The following is a 17,045-nucleotide window of genomic DNA, read 5'->3' on the forward strand; positions in this document are numbered from 1 at the left end:
GTGGTGCCCTTCTTTCCTCTGCCTCGACGAGCCGCCTCGCCGCGCGCGCTTCTACGCGCGTACGGGGTGGTGCTGGCAAGGATAGAGGCGGGCGGTGCGGTGGGGACGGCGGGCACACCCCCGTGCCGCCCGCTGTCCCCGCCGTACCGCCCGCCACCGCGTCGTCGACCTGCGGCGGGTCCGCGGTCCGGTCGATCACCGTGCCGCGGAACCTGCTGGAACCACTCTGGCGCACACCGCCGGGGCGGTCGGACCGTTTTCGCCCGTCCCACCGCGTCTCCGGTCGGCACCGCGAGTATTTCCGCAGGTCAGAACCCTTGTGAGGGCGGTGTCTCAAGCTTCGGTTGGAGACACCCGCCGCTGTCTCAGCCGCCGAACGCGACCGCCACCGAGTGGATCAGCAGGCCCGCCAGGGCGCCGACGACCGTGCCGTTGATCCGGATGAACTGGAGGTCCCGGCCGACGTTGGCCTCGATCTTGCGCGAGGCGTCGTCGGCGTCCCAGCCCGCCACCGTCTCGGAGATCAGCGAGGTGATCTCGGTCCGGTAGGTGCCGACCAGGTACTGGGCGGCGTCCTGCAGCCAGCCGTCCGCCTTGGCCTGGAGCTTGGGATCGGTGGCCAGGCGCGCACCGAAGGTCCGCACGCCCTCACGGATGCGCCGGCGCAGTTCGCTGTCCTCGTCCTCGGCGGCGTTCAGCACCAGTGAGCGGACGGCCGCCCAGGTGGAGGCGATCAGCTCCTGCACCTCGGGCCGGGCGAGCAGCTCTCCCTTGGCCCGCTCGACCCGGGCGATGGTCTCCGGATCGGTCTGCAGCTCGGTGGCGAAGTCGGCGAGGAAGTTGTCGATCGCGCCGCGGGCCGGGTGCTCCTGGTCGTCCCTGATGTCGGTGACGAACCGCATCAGCTCCTTGTAGACCCGTTCGCCGACCTGGTGGTCGAGGAACTTCGGGGTCCAGCCGGGGGTCTTCTGGGTGACCCGCTGGACCACCTCGGCGTGGTTCTCGGCCAGCCAGTCGTGCGCCCGGACGGCGACCAGGTCGACCACCCCGTGGTGGCCGCCGTCCGCCACCACCTTGCCGAGCATCCGGCCGGCCGGCTCGGCGACCGAGGTGGCGGCGGCCCGCCGGGTCACCGCCTCGGCGACGACCGCCTGCACGTCGTCGTCGCGGAGCACCGCCAGTACGCCGCGCAGCGCCGCCGACGCCTCCTTGGTGACCCGCTCCGCGCTGCCGGGCGCGGCCAGCCACTCGCCCAGCCGGCGGGCGATGCCGAGCGCGGCGAGCCGCTCGCGCACCACCTGGCCGGAGAGGAAGTTCTCCCCGACGAAGTCGCCCAGCGACCGGCCGAAGGAGTCCTTCTTGGTCGGGATGATCGCGGTGTGCGGGATGGGCAGGCCGAAGGGGCGCCGGAACAGCGCGGTCACCGCGAACCAGTCGGCCAGCGCGCCGACCATGCCGGCCTCGGCGGCCGCCGCCAGGTACCCGGCCCAGGCGCCGGCGCCGGCCGCCTTCGCCCAGGTGGCCAGGGCGAACACCAGGGTCGCGAGGGCCAGCAGGCCGGTCGCGATGGTCTTCATCCGGCGGACGCCGCGTCTCTTCTCCTCGTCGGCCGCGGTGAACCGCATCCCGGGGCCGGTCCCGCTGAAGGCTTCGTCGCTCACCCCGCCAGTCTGCCCGTTGCCCGGCGCGAACGGACGGCGCGTCCGCCCATCGCGCGCCGGTCGGCCATCACGACCGCCCGGCGCCCGCGCCTCGCCCGCGCCGGTCGACCGAACCAACCGCCCCGCCGCCGCGCCTCGCCCGCCCCGCGCGGCCCCGCCGGGCGGGCGTGGCCCCGGCCTCAGGCGCCCCCGAGCACGATCCGGCGCACCCCCGCCACACCGGCCCAGCGGTCCGGGTCGGTGCACCGCCGGCCGTCCAGCAGCACCCTGACCCCCGGCAGGTCCGCCGGGGTCAGCTCCCGGTACTCGGGGTGGTCCGCCTGCAGCACCGCCGCCACCACCGGCTCGCCCGCGTGCGCGGGCAGGCCCAGCGCCGTCAGTTCCCCCGCCGGGTACAGCGGATCGGCCACGTACGGCCGGGCACCCGCCGCCCGCAACGCCTCCACCAGCGGGAACACCCCCGAGTAGGCGGTCTCCTTGACCCCGCCCCGGTAGGCGGCGCCGAGCACCAGCACACCCTGCCCGGCGATCCCGCCCGCCAGCGCGCCGTCCAGCACCCCGACCGCGTAGGCCGGCATCTCCAGGTTGGCCGCCCGCGCCGCGCGGACCACCGTCGCCGAGGGGTCGTTCCACAGGTAGAGCCGCGGGTAGACCGGGATGCAGTGCCCGCCGACCGCCACGCCCGGCCGGTGCAGATGGCTGAACGGCTGCGAGTTGCAGGCGTCGGCGACGGCGGCGAAATCCACTCCGATCCGGTCCGCGTACCGGGCGAACTGATTGGCCAACGCGATGTTGACGTCCCGGTAGGTGGTCTCGGCGAGCTTGGCGAACTCCGCCGCCTCGGCCGACTCCAGCTCCCACACCCCGTTCGGCCGACCCCCCGCCGCCAGGTCGGGGCGCGGGTCGAAGTCCAGCACCGCCCGGTAGAACTCGGCGCCGCGCCGGGTCGCGGCCGGGTCGGTCCCGCCCACCAGCTTGGGGTAGCGGCGCAGGTCGGCGAAGACCCGGCCGGTGCGGACCCGCTCCGGGCTGAAGACCAGCGCGAAGTCCCGGCCCGGGGTCAGCCCGGAACCGGCCGCCAGCCGCGGCGCCCACCGGCCCCGGGTGACGCCCACCGGCAGGGTGGTCTCGTAGCTGACCAGCGTGCCCCGGCGCAGCCCGGCCGCGACCGCGTCGGTGGCGGCGTCGAGCAGGGTGAAGTCGGGCGTGCCGTCGGCGGCGGTGACCAGCGGGACGACCAGCACGACCGCCTCGGCGCCGGCCACGGCGGCCGCGGTGTCGGTGGTGGCGCGCAGTCGGCCCTCGGCGACGACCCGTTTGAGCGCCGCGTCCAGTCCGGCCTCCCGGGGGAACGGCGGCCGCCCCTGGTTGACCGCCTCGACCACCGCCGGGGCGACGTCGGCGCCGGTCACCCGGTGGCCCTTCGCGGCGAACTGGACGGCGAGCGGAAGTCCGAGCTTGCCCAGGCCGACCACACAGATGTCGAGCGGGATCATCGCCGCCCCCCGTTCCGGCCGTCGGCGGCCACCGCGTCGGCGAGCCGGCGCCAGACCGGGTGGCCGCGCAGTCGACGGCGCACCCGGACGGGCACCGCGCCGCGCCAGAGCCGCTGCACCCGGTTCGGCGGGGGCGGCCCGGCCTCCCCGCCCGGACGGAGTCCCGCCGGCCCCGGCGCCTCCGGTTCCGCCGGCGTCTCCGCCCGTTCCTCGCCGAGCAGGAACAGCTCGTCCGCCAGCCCCGACGCGCCGTCCCGGAACACCTGGTAGGCCGCGTACCGCCGCCGGACGCCGTCCGCCCCGTCCTCCGTGACCACCGGCGGCGGGCCGTGCTCCGCCTCGTACGCGATCAGCTCGCGCAGTTCCTCGTACCGCCCGGTGGCGGCGAGCTCCAGCCGGACCCGGTCGGGCACGGCGAGCCGGTGGTACACCTCGCGGGCGCCGAACTGCCGGACGAGTTCGCCGACCCCGTCGCAGACCTGCTCCCGCAGCCCGGCGTCGAGGGCGAGCAGGCCCTCCTGGAGCAGCTGCGGCACCTCCCAGCCGAAGTGCCGGGCCCGGATGGCGTCCAGCTGGCCGCCGGGCGCGGCCAGTTCGGCGGCCACCCACTGGACGGCGGCGACCCCGCGGACCCGGTCCAGCGCGCCGGCCCGCTGGGTGACGTTGCCCCGGTCCTCGCGCAGCACCAGGAAGTAGTGGTCGTAGTCGGCGAGCACGGAGATCCGGCGGGCCCGCAGACAGGCGGCGAGGGTGAAGGGCTGGTCGGAGTAGACCTTCAGCTCCTCCTTGCGGGCCAGGTTGTGCCGCCGGACCAGGTCGAGCCGGAACAGCTTGGTGTCGGCGAGCGCCCAGGCCAGCGCGGAGTCCTCGAAGCCGACCGAGGCGGCGGTGACGTCGAAGATGCCCTGCGGCACCAGCCGCCCGTTCACCCCGACCTGCTTGGGGATCAGGATGTCCGACCCCCAGTCGTCGGCGGCGGCGACCATCCGCGCCAGGGCCTCGTCACCGAGCCAGTCGTCGGCGCCGAGGAAGAGCACGTAGCGGCCGCGGGCGAGTGCCAGCCCCCGGTTGGTCGGCGCGGCCGGGCCGCCGGAGTTGGCCTGGTGGACGACCTGGAACAGCCCGGGGTGCCGGGCCGCGTAGGCGTCGAGCAGTTCGCCGCCGCCGTCCGTGGAGCCGTCGTCGACCGCGACCACCTCCATGCGCGCGGGCCCGATGGTCTGCCGGACCAGCGAGTCCAGACAGGCGGTCAGGTACGGCATGGTGTTGTAGACCGCGATCACCACGGTCACGTCGGGTACGGTCATCGGGCGCTGCCCTCCGGTGCGCGGGTCGCCGAGCTGTCGCCGCCCGGCGGCGCGCCGTCCGCGGAACGGAGCGGGCGGCGCGCCGCCGGGCGATGCAGGGTCAACTCGGCGGCACGCCGCGGGGTCACGTCCGCCACCCGCACGAGCGAGGCGGAAGCGAACGCCCGGCCGGGCGGCGAAAGCCCGACCGACGACGGCCGCGCGCTCCCGCCGGTCGGCCCGGCCTCAGCCGATCGCGACCTCGGCGTACATCCGGGCGATCACGTCCTCGATCGCGGGCTCCCGCACCGACAGGTCGACCAGCGGGTAGCGGGCCGCGACGGCGGCCACCACCGGGGCCGCGCTCGCCTGCGCCGGGAAGGCCAGCCACTGGCGCGGTCCCTCCACCCGGACCACCCGGGCGCCGGGCACCTCGATCGGCGGGTGCGTCCCGGCCAGGTCGACCACCAGGGTCCGTTCGCTGTCGCCGGCCGCGTGCAGGGCCTCCAGTCCGCCGTCGTGAACCACCCGGCCGTGGTCGATCACCATCACCCGGTCGCACAGCTGCTCGATGTCGGTGAGGTCGTGGGTGGTGAGCAGCACCGTGGTGCCGAGGTCGCGGTTGACCTCGCGCAGGAAGTCCCGCACCTTGGCCTTGCTGACCACGTCCAGGCCGATGGTCGGCTCGTCGAGGTACAGCACCCGCGGGTCGTGCAGCAGCGCGGCGGCGAGGTCGCCGCGCATCCGCTGGCCCAGCGAGAGCTGGCGGACGGGCGTGTCGAGCAGCGCGCCGAGGTCGAGCAGTTCGACGCAGCGGTCCAGGTTCGCGCGATACCGGTGGTCGGGGATCCGGTAGAGCCGGCGGGCGAGTTCGTAGGAGTCGCGCAGCGGGAGGTCCCACCAGAGCGTGGTGCGCTGCCCGAAGACGACGCCGATCCGGCGGGCCAGGGCGACCCGTTCGCGGGCCGGGTCGACGCCGGCGACGCGCAGCCGACCGGCGGTGGGGACGAGGATGCCGGTCAGCATCTTGATGGTGGTGGATTTGCCGGCGCCGTTCGGGCCGATGTAGCCGACGCACTCGCCGGCCTCGACGGTGAAGGTCAGCCCGTCGACGGCGCGCACCTCGCGCTTCTCCCGCCGCAGTCTGCCGGACTTGGCGCGGACGGTGAAGGTGCGGCGGACGTCGTCGAGTTCGATCAGTGCCATGGTGCTTCCTCGCATGTCGGGGAGAGGGGTGGGAGGTCAGCCGCCGGCGCCGCGGTAGGCGCGCAGCCCGGCCCGCCAGGCCAGGCCGGCGGCGGTCAGGGCCAACGCGGCCGCGACGGGCGAGGCGTACTGGAAGGCGGTGGGCAGGCCCAGCGGGTCGGGCCGGTCCAGGATCCGCAGCGCGGGCAGCCAGTTGACGAAGGCCAGCGGCACGCCGAAGACGGTTCCGGCGACGAGCTCCTTGGCGAAGACCGTCGGCGGGTACTGGAGCACGGTGGCACCGCCGTAGGTGAAGGAGTTCTGCAGTTCCTTGGCCTCGCCCCACCAGAACTGGAGGCTGGCGAAGCCGATGAAGACCGCGGCGAAGATCAGCGTGCCGCAGACCACCAGGACCGGCAGCAGCAGCACCCGGTCCCAGGTCCAGTGCACGTCCAGCACCGTCAGCGACCAGACCAGCACGGCCACCGCCTGGACCGGTCGGCCGAGCCGGCGCAGTGAGAAGCGCTCGGCGCACAGCTGGGCGAGCGCCGGCGCCGGCCGCACCAGCATGATGTCCAGGGTGCCGGTGCGGATCCGCTCGCCCAGGGCGTCGATCGAGCCGACGAAGAGGTTGGCCAGGCCGAGGGCCAGCGCCGAGGTGCCGTAGAGGAAGCCGAGTTCGGGCAGGGTCCAGCCGCCGAGCGTGTCGGTGTGGCGGAACATCAGGACGACCACGACGAAATCGAGGAAGGTCACCACGGTGTTGGCGCAGAGCATCATCACGAACGACGCCCGGTAGGACATGATCGCCCTGGTCCACATGGCGGCGGCGAGCCACCAGGAGCGCACCGCCCACGCCGCCCGGGCGGCCGGGGACTCGCGGGTGACGGCGGGCAGGGCCGCCCGGGTCACCACGGCCTGGTCAGCCACCCTGGACCACCACCTTGCGGGTCGCCAGCAGCTGGACCAGCCGGCCGGCCCCGAGCAGGACCACGGCCCAGCCGAGCTGGAAGCCGAGCGCGCCGAGCAGGCCGGGGCCGGTGACGCGCTCCAGGAAGACGTCGGTGGGCACCTTCACCAGGGCCGCCCAGGGCAGCAGCGGAGCGATGTCGCCGAGCCGGCCGGGGAAGAGCGCGAGCGGCAGCAGCATCCCGGAGAAGAACATCGACACCACCAGGGTGACCGAGCGCACGCCCTCCGAGTCCTGCAGCCAGAAGCCGGTGAGCGAGACGAGGAAGCGCACCCCGAAGCTGACCACCACCGCGAGCAGGACGGCGAGCAGGAAGTACCCCCAGGTCAGCGGGTTCTCGGGGAGCCGGACGCGGAAGACCAGGGAGCCGACCAGCATCGGCGGCACGCCCCTGGCGAGCAGGTGGAAGGCGGCCCGGCCGAGGTCGGTGGCCAGCCACCAGCCCTGGAAGTCCACCGGGCGGTAGAGGTCGACGGCGATGTCCCCGCTGCGGAACCGTTCCTGGACGTCGTCCTGGAAGCCGCCGCCCATGACGGCGACGGTGACCAGCAGCCCCTGGCTGACCCAGATGTAGGTGACCGCGGTGACCTCGTCGTAGTCGCCGAGCCCGGGACGGGCGTGCCAGAGGGCGAGGAAGGTGGAGGCGAGGATGAAACCGAAGACGGTGTTGGTGAAGGCCCCGGCGAGGCTGGCGGCCCGGTAGGTGGAGAAGCGCCGGAACGCGCCCCGGACGACGGCCGCGTAGAGGCTCAGGGCGGCGCGGAGGTCCGCCGCGGCACCGCGCGGGGCGGCGGCCGGACGCGACGGGCGCGGGGGCGCGGGGGTGTCGCCGACGGGATCAGGAGGATGGAGCCCTGCGTTCTGCATATTGTCTCCTTGTCGACAAAGAGCGGCGCAGGGAGACCCCTGGCCGCGGGAGCGCATGGCGGACCGGCCCCGACCACCGCGCCCGGGGGGGGTCCCGGACCTGGCGGGCGGAGCTGCACCGGGCCGGAGCCCGAAGTGACCGCGCTATGTCGTTAGCACCTTTCACCGTACCGACGGACAGCCCGCCGCGCACCCGGTTTTCCCCCGACCGCCCGGCGCCGCCCCACCGCCTGATCCGCAGTCAAATAGCACATAATCTCGGCATGACCTTGAGCACCGGCCGCCGCGCCAGACGGGCCGCCCGCCGCGAGGCGCGCCGCGCCCTGCCGCTCCTCCGCCGGCTGCTGCCCACCTGGCGGGTCTGCCTCGGCGCCGCCCTCGGCGTCCTGCTGATTGCCGTCGGCGCCTTCGCCGTGCTCTACGTCATCGTTCCGCTGCCCGACCCCAACGCCCAGGCCGTCGCCCAGAGCAACATCTACCTCTACGCCGACGGCGTCACCGAGATCGCCCGCACCGGGACCGTCAACCGCACCGACGTCGGCATCGAACGGATCCCCGTCAGCACCCGGCAGGCCGTCGTCTCCGCCGAGGACCGCACCTTCTACCAGAACCGCGGCATCGACCTGAAGGGCATGGTCCGGGCCGGCTGGAACACCCTGACCGGCCAGGGCATGCAGGGCGGCTCCACCATCACCCAGCAGTACGTCAAGAACTACTACCTCACCCAGAGCCGGACCATCGAACGCAAGGGCCGCGAACTCCTGATCGCCCTCAAGGTCGACCAGCAGCGCGGCAAGGACGAGATCCTCGCCGGCTACCTCAACACCAGCTACTTCGGCCGCGGCGCCTACGGCATCCAGAGCGCCGCCCGCGCCTACTACGGCGTCGACGTCTCCGAACTCACCCTCCCCCAGAGCGCCTACCTCGCCGCCCTGCTCCAGGCCCCCAGCGCCTACGACGTGAAGACCGCCACCCCCGCCAACCGCGAACGCGCCCTCGCCCGCTGGCAGTACACCCTCGACGGCATGGTCCAGCTCGGCTTCCTCAGCGCCACCGAACGCGCCGACACCGCCTTCCCCGACCCGATCGACCCCCAGCCCGCCACCGGCCTGGCCGGCCAGGCCGGCTACCTGGTCGGCGTCGCCGACGACTACCTCGTCACCAACCGCGTCCTCGACTCCGCCACCCTCAAGGCCGGCGGCTGGCGCATCACCACCACCTTCGAGCAGGACAAGCAGGACGCCTTCGCCCGCGCCGTCCACGACGAACTCACCACCGAGCTCGACCCCGCCGCCCGGCCCGCCACCGACACCGACGTCCGCGTCGCCGGCGCCTCCGTCGAACCCGGGACCGGCCGCGTCGTCGCCGTCTACGGCGGCCCGGACTACGCCAAGCAGCCCTACAACGACGCCCTCCGCCAGGACAACCAGATCGGCTCCACCTTCAAACCGATCGACCTCGCCGCCGGCCTCACCTCCCGCGGCACCAGCGCCGACGGCCTCGCGATCACCACCGAGACCCGCTACGACGGCACCAGCGAACGCCCCGTCACCAACGGCCCCACCCCGTACGCGCCGCCCAACGAGGACGACATCGACTACGGGTCCATCACCCTGCGCCAGGCCATGGTCAGGTCCGTCAACTCGGTGTACGCGCAGGAAGGCGTCGACGCCGGACTCGCCCACGTCCGCGACACCGCCCTCCGCCTCGGCATCCCCGCCGACGTCCCCGGCCTGGACCCGGCCAACACCTCGATGACCCTCGGCACCGCCACCCCCAGCGCCCTCGACCTCGCCGGCGTCTACGCCACCCTCGCCAACCACGGCGAGGCGCACCGGCCCTGGTCCGTCGCCAAACTGGAACGGGTCAACCCCGGTCCCGCCCCCGTCGACGTACCGGACCTGCCCGAGCAGTCCGGCTCCACCGCCCTCGACCGGGGCACCGCCGACGCCGTCACCGACGTCCTGCGCGACGTCGTCGGCCCGCGCGGCACCGGCGCCGCCGCCCTCGGCCTCGGCCGCCCCGCCGCCGGCAAGACCGGGACCACCGACGCCAACCTCTCCGCCTGGTTCGCCGGCTACACCCCCGACCTCGCCACCACCGTCGGACTCTTCCGGGAGAACCCGAGGACCCACGCCAAGGAACCACTGGCCGGCACCGCCGGCTACGCCCGGATCAACGGCGGCGCCTTCCCCACCCGGATCTGGACCAGCTACATGGACGACGTCCTGGACGGCAGCGTCATCCGCTCCTTCGACCTCCAACCCACCGAGGGCAACACCCGGCCCGCGACCACCGGCCCCAGCACCACCCCGACCACCACCGCCCCCGCCACGGCCTCCCCCTCCACCGCCCCCGCCCCGGCACCCACCACCGGCGGCACCGGCGGCACCGGCGGCGCGCCGATCCCCGCCGCCCCGGCACCCACCGCCCCCCGCCGGCCCACCGCGACCACCGGCCCCGGCACCACCGCGCCCGACCCCGTGCTCACCGTCATCACCCCCGACCCGCCCACCCCGGTGCCGCCCAGCCAGCCCGAACCCACCCCCTCCCAGCCCACCCCCACCGCCCGGCCCACCACCACCCGGCCCAGCACCGAACCGGGCACCACCTCCCCCACCAGGACCCCGGACCCGACCCGCTCACCCGCGCCGCCGCCCACCGGTGCCACCAAGCCCCCGAGCACCGGAAAACCCCCGGCCACGGCCGACCCGGCCACCCCGCCGCCGGCCTGACCGGCCCGGGGGCCCGCCCCGCCGAACTCGCGGGAGCCCGGCCTCAGGCCGCCAACTCGCGCTCCAACGGCGTCCGGAACCTCGGCGTCACCCGCACCTCACCCAGCCAACCCCTCAGCCGCTCCACCTCCACCCCGACGGCCGCCACCGCCTCCGCCCCCACGTCCTCGAACAGCCGCCACACCACCTCGCCGTCCGCCCGCTGCGCCCAACCGCCGACCACCCGGCCGCACCACCACACCGTCGGCCCGGCGTTCCCCGCCCGGTCGAACAGCGCCGGCACGTCCTCCGGCCGCAGGTACCAGTCCCGCCCGCGCCAGCCCATCACCGCCGGATCCAGCCCCGGCAGCAGCGCAGCCCACGGCTCCGGCTCGACCACCGGCGCCTCGTCCCCCGGCAGCACCAGCCCCACCGCGCCGCCGTCCAGCGCCACCTCCACCGCGCCCACCGCACCCAGGGCCCGCCGGACGTCCCCCAGCGTCCAGCCCGTCCACCACTTCACGTCCTCGACCGTCCCCGGCCCGTACCGCGCCAGCCAGCGCCGCACCACCTCCGCCTTCGCCTCCGGCACCGGCACCTCCGGCCACTGCTCCACCGGCGCCCACGGATAGCTGCTGCTCAGCCACGACCCGCGCGGCCGCGACCGCCGCACATGCCCGTCCGAGGCCAGCAACCGCAACAACCGGCTCCCCACGCTCTGCTTCGCCTCGTACGGCTTCCCCGCCGCCATCAGCATGGTCTCGCGCAACGCCGGCACCTCCGCGCCCAGCTCGGACGTCGTCGCCTCCCCGCGCTCGGCCAGCACCGCCAGCACCGCCCGCTCGGTCTCCGCCAACCGCGCCTCGCTCCACCCCTCGGCGAACTCGCCGAGGTGCTTCAGCAGCGTCGCCCGTTCCTTCACCGCGATCGGCCGCGCCGCCGCCGCGCTCACGAACGGCGCGAACTCCTCCGTCACCGCGAACAGCGTCCGCCGCATCGACAGCAGCTTCACCAGCGAGACGTCCTCGTACAGCGCGCGTTCCACCTCCGCCGCCGACGGCTCCCGCAACCGCGCGCACGCCGACAGGTACACCGTCGCCGGATCGGAGGCGTGCAGCCCCACCACCGCGTCCGCGGTCTCCTCCACCCGCGCCGCCCGGACGGACGGCTCCAGCAGCTGCCGCCGCCCCAGCCGCGCCCGCCGCTGCCCGGCACCGATCCGAACCGCCCCGTCACTCGCCATGGGGCGGATCCTACGACCCGTCACCGACACTCGCCGGGAACGGATCCGACCGGCGTGAAGTGGTCTTGACCGCACACCGCGCGGCCGCGCGACACTGGGAGCCGCCCTGAGCGTCCGCCGTCGCCACCGGCCACGAGGCCACCACCTGGGAGTACCCCGTGAACCGTTCCTCCGCGCTACGGTTGCGCGCCGCCGCAGCCCTCCTCGCCCCCGCCCTGCTGCTCGGCGGGACCGGCGCGGCCCTGGCCGCCCCGGCCACGACCGCCCCCGCCGGGACCACCTCCACCGGGACCACCGCCGCGTTCGAGACGGCGGTCTTCGTCGGCACCGCCTGGAGCTCCAACCCCGACGACGCGGTCTACCTCGCCTCCGAGGCGGCCTACCGGAAGGCCATCGCGGCCTTCTGGTGGCGCAACGAATGCGTCGTCGGCGGCACCAGCTTCACTCGGGACCTCGGCTGGTTCCAGGGCACGGCCAACCTCTACTGCCGGCGCTGACCGGCCGCCGTCCCGCCGGTGCGTCCCGGAGCCCCCGGAGCGCACCGGCGGGACGGCAACCCGGAGGGACGGCGCCCCGGCCCGGCTCAGGTGTTCGGCGACAGGACGAACAGCGGGAACACCCGGCGCCGCGGCACCTCGCCGATCTCCTCCAGCGCCGCCCGGATCTCCCGCAGATGGCCGACCGTCAGCTGCAACGGGACCTCGTCCGGCTGGTAGCCGTACCGGATCGGGTAGTCCACCCCCGGCTCCGTACTCATCTCGATGTGGCAGCCCAGCACATGGCCGACCGTCCGCTCCTCGCAGAACTCCACCAGCCGGCCGATCGACCGTCCGAACGCCGCCCAGTCCTGGATGTAGAGCCGCCCCGGGTAGACCGTGTCACCCGTGAGCAGGAACCCGCTCCACGGGTCGAAGAACGTCACCGCCGCCTCGTGGTGCCCCGGCGTCGCCAGGCACTCCAGCACCCGGCCCCCGAGGTCGACCCGCGCCACCGCGTCCGGATCCGCGTCGAAGCCGAAGAACGCCCACGCGCTCCCCCGGTCCGCCCGCACCAGCCGGGTGGCCGGACGCCCCTCGAACTGCCCGTCCCCCGCGACGTGGTCCCCGTGCCCGTGGGTGTGCAGCACCAGCAGCTCGTACCCGTCCCGCGGGTTGCGCTCCAGCCACTCGTCGAGCAGCCCGTCGACGGTCTCCCGCAGCGGGAAGAACTCCGCCGACGCGGTGGCCCCGGTGTCGATCAGCACCGCCCGCTCATTGCCGAACAGCAGGAACAGGAACGGCGCCTCGTAGTTCACCGCCATGTTCTGCCGCAGGATCACGGTGTGCTCGTCGTACCGGTGGACCTGGATCTCCGGATCGGTGTTGTGCTTCGCCGACTCGGAGCCGTGGATCCACCGCACCCCGTCCAGCCCCCGCACCCGCACGGCCGCCCCACCGAAGTCGACCGAAGCCCCGTCCCCGCCCATACCCGTCCCCCTCGCTCCGTGCCCGCCACCGCGCGGGCCCTGTCCGCCCGGCGACGCTACCAGCGCGCCCGGGCGGGCCGGGGCCCGTGAACGACGGCGGGCCGCCGTGCCCGCGGCACGGCGGCCCGCCCGGGGACCGGGATCAGCGGCTCACAGGTAGAGGCCGGTCGAGCCCTCGGTGTCGCCGAAGCGCATGGCGGCCACCGCGTGGAGGTCGCGCTCGCGCAGGAGAACGTAGGTGGCGCCGCGGACCTCGACCTCCAGCTTGTCCTCGGGGTCGTAGAGCACCCGGTCGCCGGGCTCCACGGAGCGCACGCTCTGGCCGACGGCGACCGCCGCGGCCCAGGCGCAGCGCTTGGAGATCTCGGCCGTGGCCGGGATGAGGATGCCGCCGGTCGAGCGGCGCTCGCCCTCGCCGCCCTCGGTCCTCACCAGCACGCGGTCGTGCAGCATCTTGATCGGCAGCTTCTCGCCCAACCGGTCGTGGCGCCGCTCGTCGGCCTCGGCGGGGAGGGACTGCTGGGTGGGTTCGTCGTTCGTGCTCACGACCCCGAAGGTACCGCCCCCGGCCCCGGCGCGTGACGCCAGCCCGGTTCCGGGGCGCCGGACGGCGCGACGGCGCGGCTGCGGGCCGGACACGGGGTGTCCGGCCCGCAGCCGCGCCGTCGGGAATCAGCCCTTGCGGCGCTTGCGCGCGGAGGCGACCAGCAGCACCAGACCGACGCCGACCAGGGCGGCCGGAACGATCCGCTCCTTGCGCGGCTGCCCCTTCTCGTCCACGAACTGCGCCCGGGCCTGCTCGACCAGACCGCTCGCGGCCACGTACGCCCGACCGGCCTTCTCCTCGACCGCGGCCACGGCCTTCGCCTTGACCTGGGCCGAGACGGTGGTCGGATGCACCCGCACGGCGAGCTCGTCCAGGGTCGCCGCCAGCTGGGTGCGGGTACGGGTGATGTCCGCCTCGATCTGGGCGGTCGTCCGCGCCGACTTGTCCGTAGTGCTCGCCTCGCCCACTCGGGCCACCCCATTCACTGATGTTGTCCTGTGCGACTGACCCAGTGTGTCAGCTGCCACCCGGGCCCGCGCGGCCCCACCCACCATCAGGGGTAAGTTGGCCGTGGTACGACTGCCCGTCCAGCACCAGGAGAAACCCCGTGAGTGAGCGTCTCCAGCCCGGCGACACCGCGCCCGCCTTCACCCTGCCCGACGCCGACGGCAACGAGGTGTCCCTGGCCGGCCACCTCGGCCGCAAGGTGATCGTCTACTTCTACCCGGCCGCGCTCACCCCCGGCTGCACCAAGCAGGCGTGCGACTTCACCGACAACCTGGAGGTCTTCGCCGGCGCCGGCTACGACGTCATCGGCATCTCGCCGGACAAGCCGGAGAAGCTCGGCAGGTTCCGCGAGGCCGAGGACCTCAAGGTCACCCTGCTCTCCGACCCGGAGAAGAAGGTGCTGGAGGCGTACGGCGCGTTCGGCGAGAAGAAGCTCTACGGCAAGACCGTCACCGGCGTGATCCGCTCCACCGTGATCGTGGACGAGCGGGGCAAGGTCGAGCACGCGTTGTACAACGTCAAGGCGACCGGCCACGTGGCCAAGCTGCTGCGCGACCTCGAGGTCGAGGCGGCCTGACCCGGGGCTTCCCCACGACGACGCAGCGGTGGCGGCGCACCCCCCGACCGGGTGCACCGCCACCGCCGTCTCTCACCTCAGGCGTCCGCTGTCATCAGCAGGCGCCGAGGTCGCTCCAGACACCCCAGGCGCCACTGGCGCTCGGGTCGTCGCCCTTGGTCCACCACTTGTTCTGGTAGTAGTGGCCCTTCCAGGAGACCTTGGTGGTGGTGGCGTAGGTGGTGCCCGCGTCCCAGCTCGGCGCACCCGCGCAGCCGGTCGGCGGCGTCGTGGGCGGGGTCGTCGGCGGCGTCGTGGGAGGCGTCGTCGGCGGAGTGGTCGGCGGGGTCGTGGGCGGAGTGGTCGGCGGCGTCGTGGGAGGCGTCGTCGGCGGGGTCGTGGGCGGAGTGGTCGGCGGCGTGGTCGGCGGGGTCGTACCGCCGTCCACCGCGCCACGGGTCAGGTCGCCCTTGAGCCCGTACAGCGTGCCGGCCACGTTGACCGTCCAGTTGGACGGCGTCGACACCGGCAGGTAGTAGACGAAGTCCAGGTCGACCGAGGCACCCGGGGCGAGCGACTGCCAGCCCGGCAGCTTGACCGACACCCGGTTGTAGGTGCCCTTCAGGCCGCCCACGTTCGGACCCGTGTGGTCCTGCTTGATCACCGTCAGCCCGAAGCCGGACTGGTCCTTGGCGTTGCCCGGGGCCGAGTTGCCGTAGTCGAACTGGAACTCGGTGCCGCCCGGCAGGGTCAGCGTCGAGTTGTTGACGATGTGGATCTTCGGGTTGATCGGGTAGTTCGAGTCACCGAGCGCGAAGTTGGTGAACGACACGTCGACCGGCAGCGTCTGCTGCGGCAGCGCCGTCGTCGAACGGATCGCCCCGTACGGCGAGGCCGCCTTGAACTTGTCGTACATCAGCGAGGTCAGGGTGCTGCCGGGCACGTACTGACCCTTGCCGCCGTTCGCGGCCGCGTCCCACTTGTAGTCGCCCGCGAGCTCCCAGATCATCGCGCCACCGGCGCCCTGGTTGACGATGTAGTCGGCCTTGGCACCGACCGACTGCTCGTCCTCGGTCGACAGGAAGACCTTCTTGGTGTCGTTCCACAGCCACGGCGCCACCAGGGTGGAGCTGTAGTTGCGCACGTAACTGCCCTGCAGCGCGGTGTCCTTGACCCCGTACTTGGACAGGTAGTCGGGCAGGATGCCCTTCTCCAGGTTCTTCGCGTGCCACATCGGGTTCGACCCGGCCGGGGACTCCTTGCCCGCGTCGTCCTTGTCGTTCCAGATGTTGTCGATGCCGACCGCGCCGTCACCGCAGGAGGTCAGACCGGCGCCGACCGGGCAGGTCGTCGCCGCGGCGGTCCCCCAGAGGCCGTTGGTGCCGCCCTGGACGTTCTTGAAGCCGCGGGTGTAGTACGGCAGGCCGACATTGACCCGGCCGCCCGGCATCGAACCGCGGAAGTAGTGGTACGACCAGTCCGCGTTGAGATACCCGATCCCGCCGTACTGGCCGGTGCCGTAGACGTTGGCCGCCGCCAGCTCGCCGTCCTTGCCGTCGTCGAACAGCGAGGCGTTCGGGCCGACGTACTTGTTCCAGGCGCCGTGCAGGTCGTACGACATGATGTTGACGTAGTCCAGGTACTGCGCCACCTGGAAGGTCTCCATGCCGCGCAGCAGGTAGCCGGACGACGGGGCCGCGACCGAGAGCAGGTAGTGCTTGCCGTCGGCGGCACCCGCCCGGTCCAGCTTCTCCCGCAGGGTCTTCATCAGGGCGGCGTAACCCTTGGCCAGCGAAGCGCGCTTGCTGTTGGCGAGCTGCCAGTCGAGCGGGTTGCCCGCGTCCTTCATCGAGGTCGGGTACTCGTAGTCGATGTCGACGCCGTTGAACCCGTACTTCTTGATGAAGTCCACGGACGAGGCGGCGAAGGTGTCGATGCCCGCCTGGTTGACGCTGCCGTCGGGGTTGACGGTCATCGAGTAGAAGCCGCCGGTGTTGACGCGCTTGCCGTCGTCACCGAAGTAGCCGCCCGTCTCGGTCCAACCGCCCACCGAGATGAGGGTCTTGACGTTCGGGTACTGCTTCTTGTACTTGGTCAGCAGGTTGAAGTGCCCCTTGTAGGGCAGCGACGGGTCGAGCTCCGCGCCGGGCACGCCGGGGAACGAGATGCCGGTGGCCTCGTTCTTGTCGTTGTCGGTGCCGACGGACAGCTTGTTGTCACCGCCGACGTGGCCGAAGGCGTAGTTGAGGTGGGTGACCTTGTCCCACGGGATGTCGCTGACCAGGTACGGCGGCGTGCCGTCCTTGCCGGTGCGCCAGCCGGTGAAGTAGCCGATGATGCGGCGCTGGTGGTCCGCGCCCATCTTCTCGCGGCCGTTGGTGTCGTAGACGCTGCAGTACGGGACGTCGACACCGGGTGTGGCGTAGAGGCCGTCGGGACGACAGGCGGCGTTGTCGACGGTGGCGGACGCCTGGGAGGGCGCCGCGCCCAGCGTGGCCATCAACAGGCCGGCCATCGTGGCCGCGGCCAACGAGGCCAGGCCGGCGCG

General features: G+C 73.6%; 14 protein-coding genes. 3 read left to right on the top strand and 11 right to left on the bottom strand.

From position 1 onward, the window contains the following. Positions 1–365 precede the first annotated feature (365 nt). The 6 genes from ACIQ9P_RS24815 to ACIQ9P_RS24840 all read right to left on the bottom strand — a co-directional run bounded on the left by ACIQ9P_RS24815 (position 366) and on the right by ACIQ9P_RS24840 (position 7,351). Entirely contained in the window at positions 366–1,625 is a 1,260-nt protein-coding gene (locus ACIQ9P_RS24815) for a DUF445 domain-containing protein (protein ID WP_402360356.1), read from the bottom strand. Between the two features lie 215 nt (positions 1,626–1,840). After that, positions 1,841–3,157 carry a nucleotide sugar dehydrogenase gene (locus tag ACIQ9P_RS24820; RefSeq protein WP_402360070.1) on the bottom strand — a complete coding sequence of 439 codons (1,317 nt, stop codon included), beginning with the start codon at positions 3,155–3,157 and terminating at the stop codon, positions 1,841–1,843. Continuing rightward, positions 3,154–4,464: a glycosyltransferase family 2 protein gene (locus ACIQ9P_RS24825; protein WP_402360072.1), complete on the bottom strand. Its 1,311-nt coding sequence runs from the start codon at positions 4,462–4,464 to the stop codon at positions 3,154–3,156. The genes ACIQ9P_RS24820 and ACIQ9P_RS24825 overlap by 4 nt, the downstream gene beginning before the upstream one ends. Positions 4,465–4,689: 225 nt before the next feature. Continuing rightward, positions 4,690–5,649, bottom strand: coding sequence for an ATP-binding cassette domain-containing protein (locus tag ACIQ9P_RS24830; RefSeq protein WP_402360075.1), 960 nt, complete (start codon positions 5,647–5,649; stop codon positions 4,690–4,692). A 36-nt stretch (positions 5,650–5,685) separates the two neighbouring features. Then, positions 5,686–6,558: an ABC transporter permease gene (locus ACIQ9P_RS24835; RefSeq protein WP_402360078.1), complete on the bottom strand. Its 873-nt coding sequence runs from the start codon at positions 6,556–6,558 to the stop codon at positions 5,686–5,688. Beyond that, positions 6,551–7,351, bottom strand: coding sequence for an ABC transporter permease (locus ACIQ9P_RS24840; protein WP_402360359.1), 801 nt, complete (start codon positions 7,349–7,351; stop codon positions 6,551–6,553). The genes ACIQ9P_RS24835 and ACIQ9P_RS24840 overlap by 8 nt, the downstream gene beginning before the upstream one ends. A 377-nt stretch (positions 7,352–7,728) precedes the next feature. On the opposite strand from ACIQ9P_RS24840, the gene ACIQ9P_RS24845 reads away from it, so the two are divergent. After that, on the top strand, positions 7,729–10,200 hold the full coding sequence (locus ACIQ9P_RS24845) for a transglycosylase domain-containing protein (RefSeq protein ID WP_402360081.1): 2,472 nt from the start codon (positions 7,729–7,731) through the stop codon (positions 10,198–10,200). A gap of 43 nt (positions 10,201–10,243) precedes the next feature. Here ACIQ9P_RS24845 and ACIQ9P_RS24850 read toward each other — a convergent pair whose 3' ends face one another. After that, complete coding sequence (locus tag ACIQ9P_RS24850; RefSeq protein WP_402360084.1) at positions 10,244–11,422, bottom strand: winged helix DNA-binding domain-containing protein; 1,179 nt, start codon at positions 11,420–11,422, stop codon at positions 10,244–10,246. Positions 11,423–11,580: 158 nt separating this feature from the next. Between ACIQ9P_RS24850 and ACIQ9P_RS24855 the strand changes: the two genes are divergently transcribed. Next, entirely contained in the window at positions 11,581–11,919 is a 339-nt protein-coding gene (locus ACIQ9P_RS24855) for a hypothetical protein (protein ID WP_402360087.1), read from the top strand. Between the two features lie 86 nt (positions 11,920–12,005). Here ACIQ9P_RS24855 and ACIQ9P_RS24860 read toward each other — a convergent pair whose 3' ends face one another. The 3 genes from ACIQ9P_RS24860 to ACIQ9P_RS24870 form a co-directional block, all read right to left on the bottom strand. Next, positions 12,006–12,887, bottom strand: a complete 882-nt coding sequence (locus tag ACIQ9P_RS24860) for an MBL fold metallo-hydrolase (protein ID WP_402360090.1) — start codon at positions 12,885–12,887, stop codon at positions 12,006–12,008. Positions 12,888–13,037: 150 nt separating this feature from the next. Beyond that, complete coding sequence (locus ACIQ9P_RS24865; protein ID WP_266315617.1) at positions 13,038–13,340, bottom strand: co-chaperone GroES; 303 nt, start codon at positions 13,338–13,340, stop codon at positions 13,038–13,040. 219 nt (positions 13,341–13,559) lie between these two features. After that, a complete protein-coding gene (locus ACIQ9P_RS24870) occupies positions 13,560–13,901 on the bottom strand; it encodes a DUF3618 domain-containing protein (protein WP_402360093.1) in 342 nt (113 codons plus the stop codon). 140 nt (positions 13,902–14,041) lie between these two features. Between ACIQ9P_RS24870 and bcp the strand changes: the two genes are divergently transcribed. Further along, complete coding sequence (gene bcp, locus ACIQ9P_RS24875) at positions 14,042–14,518, top strand: thioredoxin-dependent thiol peroxidase (protein ID WP_402360096.1); 477 nt, start codon at positions 14,042–14,044, stop codon at positions 14,516–14,518. A 94-nt stretch (positions 14,519–14,612) separates the two neighbouring features. On the opposite strand, the gene ACIQ9P_RS24880 is transcribed toward bcp, so the two are convergent. After that, on the bottom strand, positions 14,613–17,012 hold the full coding sequence (locus ACIQ9P_RS24880) for a chitinase C-terminal domain-containing protein (protein WP_402360362.1): 2,400 nt from the start codon (positions 17,010–17,012) through the stop codon (positions 14,613–14,615). Positions 17,013–17,045 lie beyond the last annotated feature (33 nt).

The sequence above is a fragment of the Kitasatospora sp. NPDC094019 genome (assembly GCF_044764505.1).
Classification (GTDB): Bacteria; Actinomycetota; Actinomycetes; order Streptomycetales; family Streptomycetaceae; genus Kitasatospora.

Excerpts from the sequence above, each read along its gene's own strand:
- ACIQ9P_RS24845 (WP_402360081.1), top strand. The coding sequence starts at position 7,729 with ATGACCTTGAGCACCGGCCGCCGCGCCAGACGGGCCGCCCGCCGCGAG.
- ACIQ9P_RS24815 (WP_402360356.1), bottom strand. The coding sequence starts at position 1,625 with ATGCGGTTCACCGCGGCCGACGAGGAGAAGAGACGCGGCGTCCGCCGG.
- ACIQ9P_RS24860 (WP_402360090.1), bottom strand. The coding sequence starts at position 12,887 with ATGGGCGGGGACGGGGCTTCGGTCGACTTCGGTGGGGCGGCCGTGCGG.
- ACIQ9P_RS24830 (WP_402360075.1), bottom strand. The coding sequence starts at position 5,649 with ATGGCACTGATCGAACTCGACGACGTCCGCCGCACCTTCACCGTCCGC.
- ACIQ9P_RS24825 (WP_402360072.1), bottom strand. The coding sequence starts at position 4,464 with ATGACCGTACCCGACGTGACCGTGGTGATCGCGGTCTACAACACCATG.
- ACIQ9P_RS24880 (WP_402360362.1), bottom strand. The coding sequence starts at position 17,012 with ATGGCCGGCCTGTTGATGGCCACGCTGGGCGCGGCGCCCTCCCAGGCG.
- ACIQ9P_RS24820 (WP_402360070.1), bottom strand. The coding sequence starts at position 3,157 with ATGATCCCGCTCGACATCTGTGTGGTCGGCCTGGGCAAGCTCGGACTT.
- ACIQ9P_RS24850 (WP_402360084.1), bottom strand. The coding sequence starts at position 11,422 with ATGGCGAGTGACGGGGCGGTTCGGATCGGTGCCGGGCAGCGGCGGGCG.
- ACIQ9P_RS24865 (WP_266315617.1), bottom strand. The coding sequence starts at position 13,340 with ATGCTGCACGACCGCGTGCTGGTGAGGACCGAGGGCGGCGAGGGCGAG.